Origin of the sequence: Halomonas daqiaonensis (genome assembly GCF_900109725.1) — a bacterium.
Taxonomy (GTDB): Bacteria; Pseudomonadota; Gammaproteobacteria; order Pseudomonadales; family Halomonadaceae; genus Halomonas; species Halomonas daqiaonensis.
In genome coordinates this window covers 175,177-193,137 of record NZ_FOBC01000003.1, presented here as the reverse complement: position 1 = coordinate 193,137, position 17,961 = coordinate 175,177, and the positions used below count along the sequence as shown (strand labels likewise).

The window sequence follows — 17,961 nt, the reverse complement described above, 5'->3', positions numbered from 1 at the left end:
ACTCAGCTCTCCGGGGCGTAAAGGCCGGTGGAGAGATAGCGGTCACCGCGGTCGCAGACGATGAAGACGATCACCGCATTCTCGACCTCGGCGGCGATACGCAGTGCGCCGCCGAGCGCCCCGCCGGAAGACACGCCGGCCAGGATGCCCTCTTCTCGGGCCAGGCGACGCATGTACTCCTCGGCCTCGTGCTGGCCGATATCCAGCACCCGGTCGACGCGGCGAGCGTCGAAGATGCTCGGCAGGTACTCGGGCGGCCAGCGGCGGATCCCGGCAATACTGGCTCCATCCTCGGGCTGTAGACCGATGATCTGCACCTCGGCGTTGCGCTCCTTGAGGTAGCGGGACACGCCCATGATGGTGCCTGTGGTGCCCATCGAGCTGATGAAGTGGGTGATGGTGCCGCCGGTCTGCTCCCAGAGCTCAGGGCCGGTGGTGCGGTAGTGCGACAAGGGATTGTCAGGGTTGGCGAACTGGTTCAACGGCTTACCGTCGCCGCGGGCGATCATCGCCTCGGCCACGTCGCGGGCCTCTTCCATGCCGCCTTCCTTACTCACCTCAATCAGCTCGGCGCCGTAGGCGGCCATGGCCTGCTTGCGCTCGGCTGAAGCACTCTCCGGCATGATCAGCACCATGCGATAGCCCATGATGGCGGCCGCCATGGCCAGGGCGATCCCGGTGTTGCCGGAGGTCGCTTCGATCAGGGTATCACCGGGCGCGATCTCGTCGCGGGCCTCGGCCTGCTCGAGCATGGAGAGGGCCGGACGGTCCTTGACCGATCCTGCGGGATTGTTGCCCTCCAGCTTGGCCAGCAGGGTATTGCCGCGCCCGGCGGTGATGCGCTTGAGACGGACCAGCGGCGTATGGCCGACGGTCTCCTCGAGAGTGGGGAAATGCATGTAACCTTCCTGATGGAAACGCCTTTTCGGCATTATATCCCTGCGGCTGCAGACTGGACAGGCATCTGCCCGCCCTGTGGCATACTGGAGGCCGATTCACCGCCCGACGAGCCTGCCGATGTCGCTCAAGACCCGACTGATGCTGATGATCTTCGGTCTGCCCATGCTGCTGCTGACCCTGCTGGTCGGTGTGACCCTGGTGCTTGAGGATCGTCAGCGCCACGCGGCACTGGGCGACCAGTTGACCCGGGATGCGGAATTGATCGCGCCGGCCCTGGACGAGGCGCTGGCGAGGGAGGACGACCGGGCACTGTCACGCCTGAGCGAGGGCCTGCTGGCACTGCCTCATGTCCAGGCGCTGAGCCTGCTGGATGACCAGAGTGAGCCGCTGCTGCAACATGGCCGACCCGGCGACCTGCCGAGACTTCCCGACCTCGAGGCCACTCGGTTGATGGAACGCGATCGCCAGTGGTTGCTGCAGGTGCCGCTGACCGATACCGCATCAACCGCGACCCGGCTGGTGCTGCACATCGACACCACCCCACTGCTGCTCGGCTTCTATCGGCATCTCGCCAGTGCCGGCCTCGTCCTGTTGCTCGCAGGCCTGCTGCTGTTCCTGGCGGCCTACATCACCCTGAGACGGGTGAGCCAGCCACTGGAAGATACGGGGCGCGCCCTGGATCGCCTGGCCCTCGGGGTAGTGCCAGAGCGGCTGGCCATTCCCCCGGCATCCGAACTGGCAGGATTAACGCGATGCGTCAATGACCTGGCCGACAACCTCGAGACAGCCCGGGAGGAGATGCAAGCCCAGATCGAGCAGGCCACCGACGATCTGCAGGAGTCCATGGAGACCATCGAGGTACAGAACATCGAGCTGGACATCGCCCACCGTCGAGCCCTGGAGGCCAACCGCGTCAAGTCGGAGTTCCTGGCCAACATGAGCCACGAGATTCGCACCCCCCTCAACGGCATCGTCGGCTTCTGCCGGCTGCTGGCGCGCTCACGGATGGAACCGCGCCAGCGCGAATGGCTGGACCATGTGCAACGGGCCTGCGACAACCTGCTGATGCTGGTCAACGACATACTGGACTTCTCCAAGCTGGAGGCCGGCCGGGTGGAGCTCGAGACGCTACCGCTGGACATGGTCAGCCTGATCGACGAGGTGCTCGGCCTGCAGGCCCCGCTGGCTCATCAGAAGGAGCTGCAACTGCTCGGCCTGGTCTACGACGACGTACCGGCCGACCTCGAGGGCGACCCGCTGCGGATCCGCCAGGTGATCACCAACCTGGTCAACAACGCCCTCAAGTTCACCGACCGGGGCGATGTGATCGTGCGCGTCATGCTGGAACAGGCCGAGGGCAACCAGGTGCTCCTGCGCGTCAGCGTCAGCGACTCCGGCATGGGCCTGACCGACGAGGCCCGCCGACGCCTGTTCCAGGCCTTCCACCAGGCCGATATCAGCCACCCGCGGGAATTCGGCGGCACCGGCCTGGGCCTGGCCATCTGCCGGCAGCTGGTCGAACAGATGGGCGGGGAAATCGACGCCGAGAGCGTACCTGGCGAAGGCTCGACCTTCTCCTTCACCCTGCCGCTATTGGGTAGCACGGAGGCCGAACGCGCGCCAGAGCTCAACCTGGACGGAGAAGGCATCGTGCTCGAGGAGCCCCATCCGCCCACGCGCCGCGCCCTACGACATCTGATGACCCGCTGGGGCGCCCAGGTCATCGCGCCGGCAACGGCCGAGACCGAGCCCCCCGCTTCGCTGGTCGTGGCAGGACTGGGCAGCGAGGATCTTACCGAGGCACGTCTCGCCGGATGGCGGCGCCGGCTGGACGGACTGGGCTGTCCCGCCCTGCTGCTGGTCAACGCCAGCCCCCCTGACCTCCCGGCCCTGCCCCTGCCACATGGCGGTGAAGTCCTCGCCAAGCCGGTTTCCCGCTCGGCTCTCGCCGATGCAGTGGTCCGCCAACTGGCGGGAACGTCTCGGACCCTGCCGCCCACACAGCGCCGGCAGGTAGCGTCGCCGGTCCGGCTGCTGGTCGTCGATGACACCGAGTCCAACCGGTTGCTGCTCAGTGAGCTGCTGGCGGGGCCCGGCCTGACGGTCACCCAGGCGGCAAGCGGGGAAGAAGCCCTGGTGCTGGCGCATGAGCGGGACTACGACCTGGTATTGATGGACATCCGCATGGCCGGCATGGATGGCATAGAGACGACCCGGGCACTGAGACGACTCGGTGGTGTCTGGAAACGGGTACCGATCATCGCCGTCACCGCCCATGTGCAGGGCGAGCAGCACCGGGTGCTGCGCGAGGGCGGGCTCGACGATGTGCTGATCAAGCCGCTGCAGCCTAGCCGCCTCGACCAGCTCCTGGAGGAGCACCTGGGCATCGTGCTGCCGCCCCGGCCAGCGGGGAGTGAGCCATCAGCCCATGGGGAGACGCCGCGGGAGGAGGACCAGGAGCTGGCGGTGGTCGACCTGGAGCTGGGGGCTCGCCTGGCCGGTGGACGCGAGCACCTCGCCCGGGAGCTGCTGGAGAAGCTGACCGACTCCCTGGAAGACAGCGAGCGAGCCATCCGTGACGCCATCGAGCACGCCGACGAGGAGGCCCTGCTCGACGCCCTGCATGCCTTGAATGGTGCCTGTCGCTATTGCGGCACACCCCGCCTGGGGCTGCTGGCGGAGACCCTGGAGACCCGCCTGCGATCGCGCGGCACGCTCTCCGTGTTGCCGCTGCTGCCCGACCTCTACACCGCCATGGCCGAGCTGCGCGCTTGGCAGGCGAATCAACCCTCGAGCACCACGAAGGCCATGGCCAGGGCCTCTTCGTCGGACAGTGACAGGTGAACCGATCTGACGCCGGCCGCCTCAGCCAATTCGAGAGCCTTGCCGGAAAGCACCAGTGACGGACGTCCCAGGGCATCGTTGACCACCTGGATCTCGGTCCAGCGCATGCCTCGGCGCAGGCCGGTGCCCAGTGCCTTGACGAAGGCCTCCTTGGCGGCGAACCGCTTGGCCAGGAAGGCGGCGGGCAGGACATGATCACGGAAGCGTTCCTGCTCCTGCTCGCCGAGCAGGCGCAACGCGAAACGCTCGCCGTGGCGTCCCATGGCCCGCTCGAAACGGGCCACTCGGGTGATGTCGGTGCCGATCCCGATGATCATCGGCAGCCGTCTGCCTCATCGTCGTGATCGTGGTCGTGCTCCTCTAGCGAAGCCACGAAGCCCGCCTCCTGGCCGGCGATGGCCAGCCGCTTCATCTCGGCCACGGCCTCCTTGAGACCCACGAAGAGTGCCCGGGCAATGATCGCATGGCCGATGTTGAGCTCGTGAAGGCCGGGCAGCGCGGCGATGGCCTCGACATTGTGATAGTTCAGGCCATGACCGGCGTTGACGGTGAGCCCCAGTTCGAGGGCCATCTCGACGGCAGCGGCAAGCCGGGCATGCTCACGACGCGCGGCCTCGCCCGAGACCTCGGCATAGGCACCGGTATGCAGTTCGATCACCGGCGCACCCGCTCGGGTTGCCGCCTCGATCTGCACGGGCTCGGGGTCGATGAAGAGTGACACCTCGCAGCCGGCCGTGGCGAGCCGACGGCAGGCCCCAGCGATGGCCTCGAATCCCCCGGCCACATCGAGCCCGCCTTCGGTGGTCAGCTCCTCGCGCTTCTCGGGCACCAGGCAGACATGGGCCGGACGCAGCTCTTCGGCGAGGCTCAGCATCTCCTCGGTGACGGCCATCTCTAGGTTCATGCGGGTATTGAGCACATCAACCAGCAATCGCACGTCGCGTTCCTGGATGTGGCGACGATCCTCGCGCAGGTGCACGGTGATGCCGTCGGCACCGGCCTCCTCGGCGAGCAGAGCCGCCTGGACCGGGTCCGGATAGCGGGTACCACGGGCCTGGCGAAGGGTAGCGATATGGTCGATGTTGACGCCGAGCAGGATACGCGGGGGATGCATGGCGGGCTCCAAGGGGGTCGAGAAATCAGGAGTAAGCAACCCGCATGAGCCGTGGTTTCGGGGCTGATCCGGCGGCAGACCTGCGAGGAGGCGCTGTGAACCCATCCCTGGGCGCTACCTATGCCATCCCTGGCATAGGACCTCCTCTTCGGTCTGCCCCCGGCGCCCCTCACGGCCATCGCGAGAAGTGTGAGAAAGCCGTCAGTGTGAACCGGGACGTCGGCGCTGGGCAAGCTGGCGCATCAGCTCACGGGAGCGCAGCGGGCGGCTGCCGAGCAGCGGAGCCAGCGCCGCGCGGGTGACGGCCTTGGCGGGGCCGGCCAGCCCGGGTTCGGACCAGTCACCGCGGGCCAGCAAGCGCAGGGTGCGCCCATCAATACCGCCCTCGCCCGCCACGAAGGCCCGTGAGGCCGGGTCGAGCACATAGCGACGCTGGGGATCGAGCTCGCCCCCCTCGGGATCGGTGAAGCGCGGCCAGGCGTCGAGCGCCTCGAGGGCCGCCATCTCGAGCCGGCGCAGCGCTCCGGCGCGCCCCTCGGGCCTTGGCAGCACCTCGAGCATGACGGTGTAGAAGGCGAAGACATCGGCGACCGGCAGCTCCCCCGGCAGCACCCGCGTCAGCAGTTCGTTGGCATAGAGGCCACACAACAGTCCCTCGCCGGCGAGCAGCGCCGCACTGCCGTGTCCCTCCATCAAGCGCAGACGCTTGAGCTCGCCCTCGCCGACCCAGGTGACGTGCAGCGGGGCGAAGGGCTGCAGGCGGGCCCGCGAACGCGACCCGGGCCGCTGGACACCCTGGGCCACGGCCCTGACGCGCCCATGGTGAAGCGTCAGCAACTCCACCAGGGCGCTGGTCTCGCGGTAGGGCCGCTTATGCAGAAGGAAGGCGGGTTCGGGTTGCATCTAATCCAGGTCGTAGCCGAGGCTCTTCAAGGCCCTATCATCGTCGGACCAGCCGCGCTTGACCTTGACCCAGAGGTTGAGCATCACCTTGGCCCCCAGCACCCGCTCCATGTCGAGGCGAGCTTCGCGGCCGATGTTCTTGATGCGCTCGCCGTTCTCGCCGATCAGGATCTTCTTCTGCCCGGCCCGTTCGACGAGGATCAGCGCGCTGATGTGCACCACCCGACCCTCGTCACGGAACTCCTCGATCTCCACGGTCATCTGGTAGGGCAGCTCGTCCCCGAGCTGGCGCATCACCTTCTCGCGCACCAGCTCGGCGGCCAGGAACCGCTGGCTCTTGTCGGTGATCTGGTCTTCGGGGAAAAAGTGCACGCTCTCGGGCAGGTACTTGGCAACCTCGACCTCGAGCTCGGGCACGTTGGTGCCGTGCTTGGCGGAGATCGGCACGATGGCGGCGAAGTCGCGGCGCGCACCGACCTGCTCCAGCCAGGGCAGCAGGCTGGCCTTGTCCTGCAGGCGGTCGACCTTGTTGACGGCCAGGATCACCGGCGCCTCGACGTGTTCGAGGCGCTGCAGCACCACCTGGTCCTCGTCACTCCAGCGCGTGCGGTCGATGATGAAGACCACGCAGTCCACGTCGCGCAGGGCCTGGACGGCGGCCTGGTTCATGAAGCGGTTGATCGCCTTGTTGCGATCCTTGGCCATGATGTGGATGCCGGGGGTGTCGACGTAGATGAACTGGGCTTCGCCCTCGGTCTTGATACCCATTACCTGGTGGCGAGTGGTCTGGGGGCGCCGTGAGGTGATCGAGACCTTCTGACCGAGCATCCGGTTCATCAGCGTCGACTTGCCTACATTGGGACGGCCGACGATGGCCACGAAACCGCAGGTGGTGGTCATGAGCGGCCCCCCGTGCCGTTGGACTTGGGTGGTTCGAGGCGAGAAAGCGCCTGGGCGGCGGCCTGCTGCTCGGCATGGCGACGGCTCGAGCCGGTGCCGAGAGTGTGATCCTCGAGCACCTCGACATGGCACTCGACGGTGAAGGTCTGGGCATGGGCCTCGCCCTCCACCGTGGTCACCTCATAGCGCGGCAAGGGAACCTGACGCGACTGCAGGAACTCCTGAAGGCGGGTCTTGGGGTCCTTCTGGGTATCGTCGAGACTGATGGCTTCCAGACGCTCGGCATACCAGGAGAGCACTCGGGCCCGAGCGACCTCCATGCCGGCATCCAGATAGATCGCCCCGAGCACCGCCTCGACGGCGTCGGCGAGGATCGAATCACGACGATGTCCCCCGCTCTTCATCTCGCCGGAGCCCAGCCGCAGGCAGTCACCGAAGTCCATCTCCCTGGCCAGCTCGGCCAGCGTCGGGCCCTTGACGAGACGCGCACGCAGCCGCGACAGCTGGCCTTCCCGGGCCTGGGGGAAGCGCTGGAAGAGTGCCTCGGCGATGATGAAGTTGACGATGGAATCACCGAGAAACTCGAGGCGTTCGTTGTTCTGGCCGCCGAAGCTGCGATGGGTCATGGCCAGTTCGAGCAGACCGGGGTCGGCGAAGTCATGGCCAAGGCGGCGGCTGAAGGCATTGAGGGGGTTGCTCACGGAGCTCCTGAGTATTTGCTAGCGGACATGGGTGTTGGATCTGAGCCCGGCGACGTGTGCACGCCGCCTGGTCCGGTGGGCGGCATGCGATGCGCCCTACTGGATACGGCGCATGCTGGTGAAACTCGGCCATCCGCCGTCCCAGTGCATCCAGACAGCAAAGGCGCGCCCGACGATATTCTCTTCCGGCACGAAGCCCCAGTAGCGGCTGTCGTTGGAGTGGTCTCGGTTATCGCCTAGGGTGAAATAGTGTCCCTGCGGAACCATCACCTCGCGCACCTGGGGACCGGGGTCGCGAGGATTATTGTAGATACGGTGCTCGAGCTCGCCCAGTTGCTCGGCCAGCAGCAGCTCGGTGGGCGCCTTGATCGGGCCGGCCTCGAGCAACCGCTTGGGCACCGCTTCGCCGTTGACGAAGAGCTGCTTGTCTTCATAGCGGATCCGGTCACCCGGCAACCCGACTACCCGCTTGATGAAGTTGACCGAAGGCTCGCTGGGGAAACGGAACACCATGACGTCGCCACGCTCGGGCTCGCCGAGTTCGACGATCTCGGTATTCACCACGGGCAGACGCAGGCCATAGGCGAACTTGTTGACCAGGATGAAATCGCCGACCTCCAGGGTCGGTCGCATCGACCCGGACGGGATCTGGAAAGGTTCGACCACGAAACTGCGCAGCACCAGCACCACCAGCAGCACCGGGAAGAAGGAGCGCGCGTAGTCCACCGGCCAGGGCTCCTTGAGCGCCTTCTCGCGGGCGCGTTCATTGAGCCCCTCGGTGGTGCCGGCCTCGGCCGTGGCCAGGCGCTGCCGGCGGGCAGGGCGCCACCAGAGCAGATCGAGAAGCCAGATCACTCCGGAGACGGCCACTGCCACCACCAGCATAAGAGAGAAGTCCATGCGGTTATCCGTTCCTAGTCATTGACCCTGAGCACGGCAAGGAAGGCGTCCTGGGGAATTTCCACCCGACCGACCTGCTTCATGCGCTTCTTGCCCGCCTTCTGCTTCTCGAGCAACTTCTTCTTGCGACTGACGTCGCCGCCATAGCACTTGGCGGTGACGTTCTTGCGCAGCGCCTTGACGGTGGAGCGTGCCACCACCTGGCCGCCGATGGCGGCCTGAATCGCCACGTCGAACATCTGCCGCGGGATCAGCTCCTTCATCTTCTCGACCAACAGGCGACCGCGGCTGTGGGCATGGTCGCGATGGATGATCACCGCCAGGGCATCGACCCGGTCACCGTTGATCAGCACGTCCAGACGTACCAGCTTGGCCGCCTGGAAGCGCTCGAAGTTGTATTCGAGCGATGCATAACCCTTGGAGATGGACTTCAGGCGATCGAAGAAATCCATCACCACCTCGCTCATCGGCAGCTCGTAGGTGAGCTGGATCTGGCTGCCGAGGAACTGCATGTCGAGTTGGGTGCCACGGCGCTGCTCGCACTCGGTGATGACATTGCCGACGAAGTCCTGGGGCACCAGGATGCTGGCCCGCACGATGGGCTCGCGCATCTCTTCGACATCGGCCATGTCGGGCAGCTTGGAGGGATTGGCGACGTAGCTGATCTCGCCATTCTTGAGCAGAAGCTCATAGACCACGGTGGGCGCCGTGGTGAGCAGGTCCAGGTCGTATTCGCGCTCGAGGCGCTCCTGGACGATCTCCATGTGCAGGGTGCCGAGGAAGCCGACACGGAAACCGAAGCCCAGGGCGTCGGAGTTCTCCGGCTCGTAATCCAGCGAGGCATCGTTCAGCGCCAGCTTTTCCAGGGCGTCGCGGAAATCCTCGTAGTCGTCGGCACTGACCGGGAACATCCCGGCGTAGACCTGTGGCTTGACCTTCTGGAAACCGGGCAGGCGCGGGACGTCCGGGGTCTTGGTGTGGGTGATGGTATCCCCCACCGGGGCGCCATGGATCTCCTTGATCCCGGCGACGATGAAGCCCACTTCGCCGGCACGCAGGACCCCGGTCTCACGGCGCAGCGGGGTGAAGATGCCCACCTCGTTGGCCTGCCAGTCGCCTCCGGTGGACTTGATGCGGATCTTCTCGCCCTTCTTCAGGGTGCCGTCGAAGATCCGCACCAGCGAGACCACGCCCAGATAATTGTCGAACCAGGAATCGATGATCAGCGCCTGGAGGGGCGCCTTGGGATCCCCCTTGGGGGGCGGAATGTCGCGCACCAGGCGTTCGAGCAGTGCGTCGATGCCCAGACCGCTCTTGGCCGAGACCTGGCAGGCATCGGTGGCGTCCAGGCCGATGATTTCCTCGATCTCGTGAGCGACCTTGTCGGGATCGGCCTGGGGAAGGTCCATCTTGTTGAGGACCGGCAGCACCTCGAGGCCCTGCTCGATGGCCGTGTAACAGTTGGCCACCGACTGGGCCTCGACGCCCTGGCCGGCATCGACCACCAGCAACGCGCCTTCACAGGCGTACAGGGACCGCGATACCTCGTAGGAAAAATCCACGTGCCCGGGGGTATCGATGAAGTTGAGCTGATAGATGTTGCCGTCCTGGGCGTGGTAATCCAGCGTCACCGACTGCGCCTTGATGGTGATGCCACGCTCGCGCTCGAGGTCCATGGAGTCGAGCACCTGCTCCTTGAGCTCACGCTCGGTCAGCCCACCGCAGGTCTGGATCAGCCGATCGGCCAGGGTCGACTTGCCGTGGTCGATGTGGGCGATGATCGAGAAGTTGCGTATGTGCTTGAGGGGATCGGAGGTTGCATCTTGGGACATCGAGTCGATTCTGCCTTGTGGGTGTCGGGCCACGGCCGACACGGTGGATCGCGATGCGGTCGGCTGGCGGGCTCTGATCGGATTGGGCGCCATTGTAGCGGGATGCGCCTGCCAGATACAGCGACCCGACGGCGGGTGCCGTCGGGTCGTGTAATAGCTGCCATTCGCCGGAGCGGCGAGATCAGTCGCTAGAGAGCCGCAGGGCGACGAACAGCGAGCGGCCGTCGCGGTAGAGGCGCACCGGGATCGCACGATCCTCGGGCAGCTCGGCCACCAGCTCGGCAAGCTGGTCGGGGCCTTCCACCATGTTCTGGTCGATGCTGACCAGGATGTCGCCGGCACGGATGCCCGCCTGGACGGCGGCGCCACGCGGGTCCACTTCGCGAACCCGAACGCCACCCTCGATGCCGAGCTCGCGCCGCTCGGCATCCTCCAGTCGCTCCACGGCGACGCCCAGCCGCGCCGAGGCTGGCTCTTCGCCCTGGCGACTCGCCGCACTAGCCGGGCTGTCGGGCCAGTCACCCAGGGTGACGGTCTCCTCACGACGCTCGCCGTCGCGAAGCAGTGTCAGTTCCACTTCACTGCCCGGGCTGACTCTTCCGATCAAGCGCGGCAGGGTGCTGGAACTCTCCACCAACTCGCCATTCACCGAGAGGATGACATCGCCGGCCTGGAGCCCGCCGCGAGCTGCCGGCCCCTCGGGATCGAGGTCGGCAATCAGCGCCCCCTCGGTGTTGTCCATGCCGAAGGATTCGGCCAGGTCACGGGACACCGGCTGGATCATCACCCCCAGCCAGCCGCGGCTGACGCGGCCGTCATCACGGAGCTGATCGGCCACGTTCAGGGCCACATTGATGGGAATCGCAAAGGAGAGCCCCATGAAGCCGCCGCTGCGGGTGAAAATCTGCGAATTGATGCCGACCACCTCACCATCCAGGTTGAACAGCGGGCCACCGGAGTTACCCGGGTTGATCGCCACGTCGGTCTGGATGAAGGGGACGTAGGCATCACGGGGCAGGGTGCGATCGATGGCGCTGACGATACCGGCCGTCACCGAATGATCGAAACCGAAGGGAGAACCGATAGCGGCAACCCACTCCCCGACCTGGAGATCATCGGAATCCCCCAGGTTGAGGGTCGGCAGACCCTCGGCGTCCACCTTGAGCAGGGCGACATCCGTCTTGGCGTCGGCCCCGACGAGCTCGGCCTGGAGTTCTCGACGGTCGTTGAGCCGCACCAGGATCTCATCGGCCCCGTCCACCACATGGGCATTGGTCATGATGTAACCGGCCTCATCGATGATGAAGCCCGACCCCAGCGACTGGCGCTCCTCACTGCGCCCCGGCTCCCCGCCGGGCGGTGCCGGCATACGGTCGCCGAAGAAGTGGCGAAAGATCTCGGGAACCTCCTGGCCGCCGAAGTTGTGGAAGGGCGATGCCTGGCGCTCCACCATGCGCGAGGTAGAGATGTTCACTACCCCGGGCGCGGCCTGATCGACCAGTTCGGTAAAGTCCGGCAGATCGCGGGCTACGGCCGTTTGCCACGTCAGCAGGGCCGTGGCGAGCAGCATCCAGAGGGAAAAATGTCGAGTCATGCGCTTCATGAAAGGCTCCTGCGTCGACAAGGGATGGGAAGAAAGGACGAGTTCTTAAATACCGCCTGTGTGGCAAAAAGTTCAGGGTATATTGCCCTCACCGCCGCCCTGCCACTCCACCGAATCGGCCACGCGCAGCAGGACACCCGGTGGAAGCTCCCCCATCACCACCACCTGGCGGATTCGACCGCCGAGGTCGCGATGGCGCACGGCCGCGTGGGAGATGCCGAGGCGATGCATGCCTGGGATCAGTTGATCCGATCCCTCCACGGGTTCCACGAACAGGCTGAGGGTGGCAAGCCCGTCACTGTAGACCCCATGATCGATGTCATCGTCGTGGCGAGAACTGCGAGTCTCCACCGGCTGGGGAATGAAGCCCTCGGGCAACCAGGCGGGGTGCCAGGGATCTCCCGGATGGGCACGGGGTCGATCGAGATCGATCTCCCCCTGGTGCAGTTGGGGCCGACGCAACTCGGTGATCTGGAAGGTCTCCACCACGCGCCCCTGCTCATTCAGCAGGATATGCTTGAGCGGTAGCGCGGTGGCAGTATCCAGCCAGAAGTGGTGGCCGTAGCGCAGGTCATCCAGGGGTTCGATGTCGAGACGGATGGTAGTGCGGTTGGCAAGGCGCTCCTCACCGTTCAGACGCAGACGGTAGAGGCTGTCGAGGTGCTCTGCGATGCCTGCCGGCGAGGCCGGTACCGATGTATCACCCTCGGCCCAGCTCAGGCGACCGATGCGACCACGCCGTTCGAAGACCACCGGGGGACCGTCCAGGAAGCGGGCTACTTCACGCTCGGCGCCCTCCACGACATCATGGGAAAGCGCTAGCGCACGCACCCCGTCGGCACCAATGCGCACCGCCCGCGCCTGGAACTCGTAACAATGGTTGGCCCAGAGACTACGCTCCAGCCAGGCCAGGGCCGTCTCGGGCGACTCGCGCTCCGCCAGGGTTCGGCAGTCGAATCTCTCGAGCATGCCCTGGGACGATTCGCCATCGGACTGTGCCACGGCACTGGACGTGAAGGTCAGCGCAAACATCAACGAGACGATCAGCAGGGCCGTGCAAAGCACCCCGCCGAATCCGCGGGTCGAATGACCCCGACGCATCAGTGCTGCCCCAAAGACTCGCTACCGGAGGCGCGCAGCAGCGGCATCCAGCTGTCACCGCTGCGATACGCCGCGCCTTCGGCATGGCGGTCCAGATAGGACTGCAACAGCTGTGCCTGTTGCTGATCATTTCGAACTGACTGCCGAGGTGAGAGGAAGAGTGGCGAATCGAAGCCTGCCCCCACCGTCATCACGCCTCGGGAGTCACCGGAAGGCGTCTGGAAAAGCGGCAGGTTCGGCAGTGAGGAACGGCTATCGAGCCCCGAGGCCACCATCTCCGAGCCGCCGAGGGCAACTGGGCTCGCCTGCAGCTCACTCGCCGGCTGCCCCTGGGAGGCCAGCTCGGTTGGTGCCTGCTCCCCGTCGATGCTGCCGTTGTAGAACTGCACGCCGCTGATGACCATGAGGGACACTGCCGCCGCGATGCCGGCGCCACGCGCCAGCGAGATGGGACGCCCGGTCGGCTCGCCGGCCTCGACCCGAGGCAGTGGCTCATCTTCCAGACGCGCCATGATGCCGGCCGAGAGATCGGTGGCGACGTCGACTCCGGGCTCGCGTCGCATCAGGCTACGCATCAGATGGTAGCGACGCCACGCCTCGGCCGCATCCGGGGAATCGTCCAGTGACTTAAGCACTCGACGCAGCTCCAACTCATCCCCTTCGTTGTCCATCAGGGCAGAAAGCGACTCCCGTGCGTTCTGACTCATTCTTCACACCCTCACACTCGACAAGGCGACCCGGTCCGGGTCCTTTGACAGCCTGTAGTTCCCGACATCGGCGCGTGTCGCCCTGGCCATGTCGGCATGTTGTTGCCCGCCGGTAGCGGGCAGGTCACCGCATATGACGTCGCAAAAGCCGGACAGTTCAGCAAATCGTCAAAAAGCTTGCAGATTCTCGTCAACGGCACCTCATTCGCCCCCCGGCTCCTGGTTGCGGGAGGTGGTGACAAGCGGGCGGATGTGCTGGTCTACCGCCTCTCGAGCCCGAAAGATTCGCGAGCGAACCGTACCCACGGGACACTGCATGATGGCGGCGATGTCCTCGTAGGAGAGGCCGTCGAGTTCTCGCAGGGTGATCGCGGTTCGCAGGTCGTCGGGCAGGTCTTCTATCGCCTCGAAGATGGCCGTCTCGAGCTGGTCGCGGGCCATGGCAGCCTCGGGCGTTTCGGTATCGGCCAGGCGCCCGCTGTGATCGAGGATCTCGGCGTCGACGATGTCCAGGTCACTGCCCGGAGGACGACGCCCCTTCGAGACCAGGTAGTTCTTCGCGGTATTGATGGCGATGCGGTACATCCAGGTATAGAAGGCGCTCTCCGCGCGAAACTTGCCCAGTGCCCGGTAGGCCTTGATGAAGGCCTCCTGTGCCACGTCCTGTACCTCGGCATGGTCGTGCACATAGCGACCGATCAGGCCAATGATCTTGTGCTGGTACTTCTTCACCAGCAGGTCGAAGGCACGTGTGTCCCCTTGCTGGGCGCGCTCGACGAGCTGCTGGTCGGTTTCCCGGGAGTCCATTCAGGCCCTCCTCGGACAGAGAGGCGCGGGCGGCGACCAGACGGCGGGTCGCGAAAGGTCTGGCGTTGCTAGCATAGTGTCAACCTGGGGCCTTTGAGCCGCTGAATGGTCAGGGTCGTGGATCACGAAGGGTACAAGTGTTCCTGTTTATCGGGCGTCCATCAAGCCGGTTGCCTTGCCCCGTGCCGGCGATGGGACCGGGCGCGGCCCGGCAGGTTCCCGCGGCGATTGAATTTGCTGCTGACGCGCGCGATAGTAGATGTCATTGGACATCGCCATCAGCGCAGACACCACACAGGAACCACAATGTCAGAACAGCAGGTCAACAACCTCAACGTTCTCGCCCAGGACGTCCTGATCACGCCCGAGGCCCTGAAGCGGGAGATTCCTCTCACCGAGGCCGCCGAGCACACGGTGATCGAAGGGCGCGAGACGATCCAGGCCATCCTCGACGGCCGCGACCCCCGCCTGTTGATGGTGGTAGGGCCCTGCTCCATCCATGACGTGGATGCTGCCTTGGACTACGCCCGTCGCCTGCGCCGACTGGCCGACGAGGTCAAGGACAGCCTCTACATCGTGATGCGCGTCTACTTCGAGAAGCCCCGCACCACGGTGGGCTGGAAGGGGCTGATCAACGACCCCCACCTCAACGGCTCCTTCGAGATCGAGGAAGGCCTGCACATCGCTCGTCAGCTGCTGGTCGAGCTTTCCGAGCTGGGCCTGCCACTGGCCACCGAGGCGCTGGACCCCATCTCGCCGCAGTACCTGCAGGACTGCATCAGCTGGTCGGCCATCGGTGCACGCACTACCGAGTCCCAGACCCATCGCGAGATGTCCTCGGGGCTCTCCTGCCCGGTAGGCTTCAAGAATGGCACCGATGGCAGTCTGGATGTCGCGGTCAATGCCCTGCAGTCGGTCTCTCACCCCCACAACTTCCTGGGTATCGACCAGGCCGGCCAGGTGGCGATCATCCGCACGCGCGGCAACGACTACGGCCATGTGGTGCTGCGCGGCGGCAACGGCAAGCCCAACTATGACAGCGTCAGCGTCGCGCTGGCCGAGCAGGAGCTGAAGAAGGCCGGGATCAAGCCCAACATCATGATCGACTGCTCCCACGCCAATTCCAACAAGGATGCGGCCCTGCAGCCGCTGGTGCTGGAGAACGTCACCAACCAGATCCTCGATGGCAACCACTCGATCATCGGCCTGATGGTCGAATCGAATATCGGCTGGGGCAACCAGAAGATGACCGATGATCCCGGCGATCTTGCTTATGGTGTATCGATCACCGACGCCTGCATCGACTGGGACACCACCGTGGAAGCCTTCAAGCGCATGAACGAGAAACTCGCCCCGGTGCTGGCCGAGCGACGCCAGGCCGCCTGACGCCTCTCACCAACCGTAGTACGCTCACGGGCCCGCCTGATGGCGGGCCCGTTCGTTTGCAAGATAGCCCCGGGCAGCCCGGCGCCTCCCCCTTCAGCCTTCATGCCTTGCTTGTGCGCCTCAGACGTCGCGAACCCCGTCGATCTCGCGTACGAAGGGCGGCAAGGCGTCGAGCAGCGCACGGCCATAGCGGCGGGTCAGCACCCGACGATCGAGCAGGGTGATGCGACCGTGGTCGGCCTCCTTGCGGATCAGCCGTCCACAGGCCTGCACCAGCTTGATCGAAGCATCCGGCACACTGATACGCATGAAGGGATTGCCACCCTGGCTCTCGATCCATTCGGCCAGCGTCGCCCCCACCGGATCGTCCGGCACCGAGAAGGGCAGCCGGGTTATCACCACATGGGTGAGATAGTCACCGGGCAGGTCGATCCCTTCGGCGAAGCTCGCCAGACCGAAGATGATGCTGCCCTCTCCCGCGTCCACCCGCGCCCGATGGCGAGTGATCAGTTCGCGCTTGGGCAGGCGATCCTGGGCCAGCACCCGCTCGCGCCGGGCTCGGGAGAGCGCCTTCTCGACACCGCGCAGTTGAGCCCGTGACGAGAACAGCATCAGCACGGCCTCCTGGTCACCGAGCGCTTCCACGAAGTCGACAATGGCCCGTTCGTGCCCTTCGCGGTCGGCAGGATCCACCGCCTCACGGGGCACGCTGAGCACCGCCCGGGAGTAGTCGAAGGGGCTGGGGAGGCGCTGGTAGCGATAGCGGTTGGCCAGTCCCGCCCGCTCCTGCAGCCGCTCGAAGCGTCCCAGGGCCGTCAGCGTGGCCGAGGTCACCACCGCCCCGAAGGTACTCCCCCATAGGCGCTTCGCCAGGGTATGGGCCGCCGAGACCGGGCTCGCCGAGAAGGTCAACTCGGGCTCACCGTTGAAACGCTCCAGTGTCAGCCAGCGCGCGCGGGGCGGCTCGCCTTCGGGGTCCGTCTCGGCGAAGGCCAGCCACAGCGCATGGGCTTCCAGGGCACGCCCGTGGAGCAACGCGATCAGCTGCAACCAGGCCTCTGCCTGTTCCCGGGGCAGCCCGGTGTGCTTGTCGGGGTCGAGGCTCTCGCGCAGGATGTCGGCCATGCTTTCCAGGGTTCGGGAAAGCTCGGCGAAGATCACCACCAGCCCACCGGCCAGTTCGCGCAGCGCCTCGGGTGCCCGCCCCATCTCAAGGCGGTGGTGTCGGCTCTCCTCGCCGTCGGCCAGGCCTTGGGGGCGACCCGCCAGCTGATGGCCGAGGGCAAAGGCCTCACCGAGCCGGGGCTCCAGGGCATTGATCGCCTCGGGAAGCCCTGCCAGCAATCGTGCCAGAGTCGGCTGGACGCCCAGCGCCTGGTTGAGCTCGCTGAGCGAGCTCTTCAATGTCTTCAGCCAGCGCAGCGCCCCGCCCACGGCGAAGCGGTAGGTAAAGTGCTGAAGGGCCTTGTCGGGCAGGTGATGCCCCTCATCGAAGACATGGATGCAGTCGCCCGGGGCCGGCAGCACCACCCCACCCCCCAAGGCCAGGTCGGCCAGCACCAGGTCATGGTTGGCGACGATGACATCGGCGCTGTCGAGATGGCGGCGAGCACGGAAGAAGGCGCAGGCCCCGAAGTGGCCGCAGCGGCGGTTGGTGCACTGGCGGTGATCCACGGTGAGGCGACGCCAGTGGCTGTCCTCGATGGACACGGGCCAGCTGTCGCGGTCGCCCTCCCAGCGGCCGTTGCCGTAGGCCTCGCCCAGTTCCTTGACCAAGGCCTGGAAGTCGTCGCCGCCGCTGGCCAGGGACTGCTCGAAGAGCGACAGGGTGGCATTTTCCTCCCCGCCATCGAGCGCCTGGTCGAGACGCGCCACGCAGACATAGCGCCCACGGCCCTTGGCCAGGGCATAGTCGAAGTCGAGCCCGCTGTGAGCCTTGAGCGCCGGTAGGTCCTGATGGAGCACCTGCTCCTGCAGGGCCACGGTGGCGGTGGCGATGACCAGCCGCTTGCCGCGAGCCTTGGCCACCGGCAGCGCAGCCAGCAGGTAGGCCAGGGTCTTGCCGGTGCCGGTGCCGGCCTCCAGCACGCAGACGTGCTCGTCACTGGTGCGCCGGCCGGCATCATCGGCCTCGATGCCCGCCAAGGTGCGGGCAATCTCGGCGATCATCAGCCGCTGGCCATAGCGCGGCGTGAGATCGAGACCCTCGAGTACCCGACGATAGGCGTCCTGGATCTCGGCCTTCAGCGCCTCGTCAAGCATG

At 65.9% G+C, this 17,961-nt stretch carries 15 protein-coding genes; 2 read left to right on the top strand and 13 right to left on the bottom strand.

Annotated features, from left to right (window positions below; all coding sequences use genetic code 11):
- Positions 1 to 2: 2 nt before the first annotated feature.
- Positions 3 to 899 carry a cysteine synthase CysM gene (gene cysM, locus BMY30_RS03605; protein ID WP_089710688.1) on the bottom strand — a complete coding sequence of 299 codons (897 nt, stop codon included), beginning with the start codon at positions 897 to 899 and terminating at the stop codon, positions 3 to 5.
- Between the two features lie 118 nt (positions 900 to 1,017).
- Here cysM and BMY30_RS03600 point away from each other — a divergent pair, with 118 nt between their 5' ends.
- The gene (locus BMY30_RS03600; protein ID WP_089710687.1) at positions 1,018 to 3,744 is read left to right on the top strand and encodes an ATP-binding protein; all 2,727 of its coding nucleotides are present in this window, start codon (positions 1,018 to 1,020) and stop codon (positions 3,742 to 3,744) included.
- On the opposite strand, the gene acpS is transcribed toward BMY30_RS03600, so the two are convergent.
- The 11 genes from acpS to rpoE all read right to left on the bottom strand — a co-directional run bounded on the left by acpS (position 3,684) and on the right by rpoE (position 14,312).
- On the bottom strand, positions 3,684 to 4,061 hold the full coding sequence (acpS, locus tag BMY30_RS03595; RefSeq protein ID WP_089710685.1) for a holo-ACP synthase: 378 nt from the start codon (positions 4,059 to 4,061) through the stop codon (positions 3,684 to 3,686). The two genes, BMY30_RS03600 and acpS, sit on opposite strands and share 61 nt — an antisense overlap.
- Entirely contained in the window at positions 4,058 to 4,858 is an 801-nt protein-coding gene (gene pdxJ / locus BMY30_RS03590) for a pyridoxine 5'-phosphate synthase (protein ID WP_089710683.1), read from the bottom strand. Before pdxJ ends, acpS begins: the two co-directional genes overlap by 4 nt.
- 201 nt (positions 4,859 to 5,059) lie before the next feature.
- On the bottom strand, positions 5,060 to 5,761 hold the full coding sequence (gene recO, locus BMY30_RS03585; RefSeq protein WP_089710681.1) for a DNA repair protein RecO: 702 nt from the start codon (positions 5,759 to 5,761) through the stop codon (positions 5,060 to 5,062).
- On the bottom strand, positions 5,762 to 6,661 hold the full coding sequence (gene era / locus BMY30_RS03580; protein WP_089710679.1) for a GTPase Era: 900 nt from the start codon (positions 6,659 to 6,661) through the stop codon (positions 5,762 to 5,764).
- The gene (rnc, locus tag BMY30_RS03575) at positions 6,658 to 7,362 is read right to left on the bottom strand and encodes a ribonuclease III (protein ID WP_089710677.1); all 705 of its coding nucleotides are present in this window, start codon (positions 7,360 to 7,362) and stop codon (positions 6,658 to 6,660) included. The genes era and rnc overlap by 4 nt, the downstream gene beginning before the upstream one ends.
- A 96-nt stretch (positions 7,363 to 7,458) precedes the next feature.
- The gene (gene lepB, locus BMY30_RS03570) at positions 7,459 to 8,262 is read right to left on the bottom strand and encodes a signal peptidase I (protein ID WP_089710675.1); all 804 of its coding nucleotides are present in this window, start codon (positions 8,260 to 8,262) and stop codon (positions 7,459 to 7,461) included.
- A 14-nt stretch (positions 8,263 to 8,276) separates the two neighbouring features.
- Positions 8,277 to 10,094: a translation elongation factor 4 gene (gene lepA, locus BMY30_RS03565; protein ID WP_089710673.1), complete on the bottom strand. Its 1,818-nt coding sequence runs from the start codon at positions 10,092 to 10,094 to the stop codon at positions 8,277 to 8,279.
- Between the two features lie 181 nt (positions 10,095 to 10,275).
- The gene (locus tag BMY30_RS03560; RefSeq protein ID WP_089710671.1) at positions 10,276 to 11,697 is read right to left on the bottom strand and encodes a DegQ family serine endoprotease; all 1,422 of its coding nucleotides are present in this window, start codon (positions 11,695 to 11,697) and stop codon (positions 10,276 to 10,278) included.
- A 72-nt stretch (positions 11,698 to 11,769) separates the two neighbouring features.
- On the bottom strand, positions 11,770 to 12,798 hold the full coding sequence (locus BMY30_RS03555; protein ID WP_244516111.1) for a MucB/RseB C-terminal domain-containing protein: 1,029 nt from the start codon (positions 12,796 to 12,798) through the stop codon (positions 11,770 to 11,772).
- Positions 12,798 to 13,505: a sigma-E factor negative regulatory protein gene (locus BMY30_RS03550; RefSeq protein WP_089710669.1), complete on the bottom strand. Its 708-nt coding sequence runs from the start codon at positions 13,503 to 13,505 to the stop codon at positions 12,798 to 12,800. Before BMY30_RS03550 ends, BMY30_RS03555 begins: the two co-directional genes overlap by 1 nt.
- A gap of 201 nt (positions 13,506 to 13,706) precedes the next feature.
- A complete protein-coding gene (gene rpoE, locus BMY30_RS03545) occupies positions 13,707 to 14,312 on the bottom strand; it encodes an RNA polymerase sigma factor RpoE (RefSeq protein ID WP_089710667.1) in 606 nt (201 codons plus the stop codon).
- Positions 14,313 to 14,618: 306 nt separating this feature from the next.
- On the opposite strand from rpoE, the gene BMY30_RS03540 reads away from it, so the two are divergent.
- On the top strand, positions 14,619 to 15,698 hold the full coding sequence (locus BMY30_RS03540) for a 3-deoxy-7-phosphoheptulonate synthase (protein ID WP_089710665.1): 1,080 nt from the start codon (positions 14,619 to 14,621) through the stop codon (positions 15,696 to 15,698).
- Positions 15,699 to 15,818: 120 nt separating this feature from the next.
- On the opposite strand, the gene dinG is transcribed toward BMY30_RS03540, so the two are convergent.
- A complete protein-coding gene (gene dinG / locus BMY30_RS03535) occupies positions 15,819 to 17,960 on the bottom strand; it encodes an ATP-dependent DNA helicase DinG (RefSeq protein WP_089710662.1) in 2,142 nt (713 codons plus the stop codon).
- Position 17,961 lies beyond the last annotated feature (1 nt).

Coding starts and splice junctions, on each gene's coding strand:
- lepB (WP_089710675.1), bottom strand. CDS start 8,262: ATGGACTTCTCTCTTATGCTGGTGGTGGCAGTGGCCGTCTCCGGAGTG.
- BMY30_RS03550 (WP_089710669.1), bottom strand. CDS start 13,505: ATGAGTCAGAACGCACGGGAGTCGCTTTCTGCCCTGATGGACAACGAA.
- BMY30_RS03600 (WP_089710687.1), top strand. CDS start 1,018: ATGTCGCTCAAGACCCGACTGATGCTGATGATCTTCGGTCTGCCCATG.
- recO (WP_089710681.1), bottom strand. CDS start 5,761: ATGCAACCCGAACCCGCCTTCCTTCTGCATAAGCGGCCCTACCGCGAG.
- BMY30_RS03560 (WP_089710671.1), bottom strand. CDS start 11,697: ATGAAGCGCATGACTCGACATTTTTCCCTCTGGATGCTGCTCGCCACG.
- rpoE (WP_089710667.1), bottom strand. CDS start 14,312: ATGGACTCCCGGGAAACCGACCAGCAGCTCGTCGAGCGCGCCCAGCAA.
- BMY30_RS03540 (WP_089710665.1), top strand. CDS start 14,619: ATGTCAGAACAGCAGGTCAACAACCTCAACGTTCTCGCCCAGGACGTC.
- lepA (WP_089710673.1), bottom strand. CDS start 10,094: ATGTCCCAAGATGCAACCTCCGATCCCCTCAAGCACATACGCAACTTC.
- pdxJ (WP_089710683.1), bottom strand. CDS start 4,858: ATGCATCCCCCGCGTATCCTGCTCGGCGTCAACATCGACCATATCGCT.
- BMY30_RS03555 (WP_244516111.1), bottom strand. CDS start 12,798: ATGCGTCGGGGTCATTCGACCCGCGGATTCGGCGGGGTGCTTTGCACG.
- cysM (WP_089710688.1), bottom strand. CDS start 899: ATGCATTTCCCCACTCTCGAGGAGACCGTCGGCCATACGCCGCTGGTC.
- acpS (WP_089710685.1), bottom strand. CDS start 4,061: ATGATCATCGGGATCGGCACCGACATCACCCGAGTGGCCCGTTTCGAG.
- dinG (WP_089710662.1), bottom strand. CDS start 17,960: ATGCTTGACGAGGCGCTGAAGGCCGAGATCCAGGACGCCTATCGTCGG.
- era (WP_089710679.1), bottom strand. CDS start 6,661: ATGACCACCACCTGCGGTTTCGTGGCCATCGTCGGCCGTCCCAATGTA.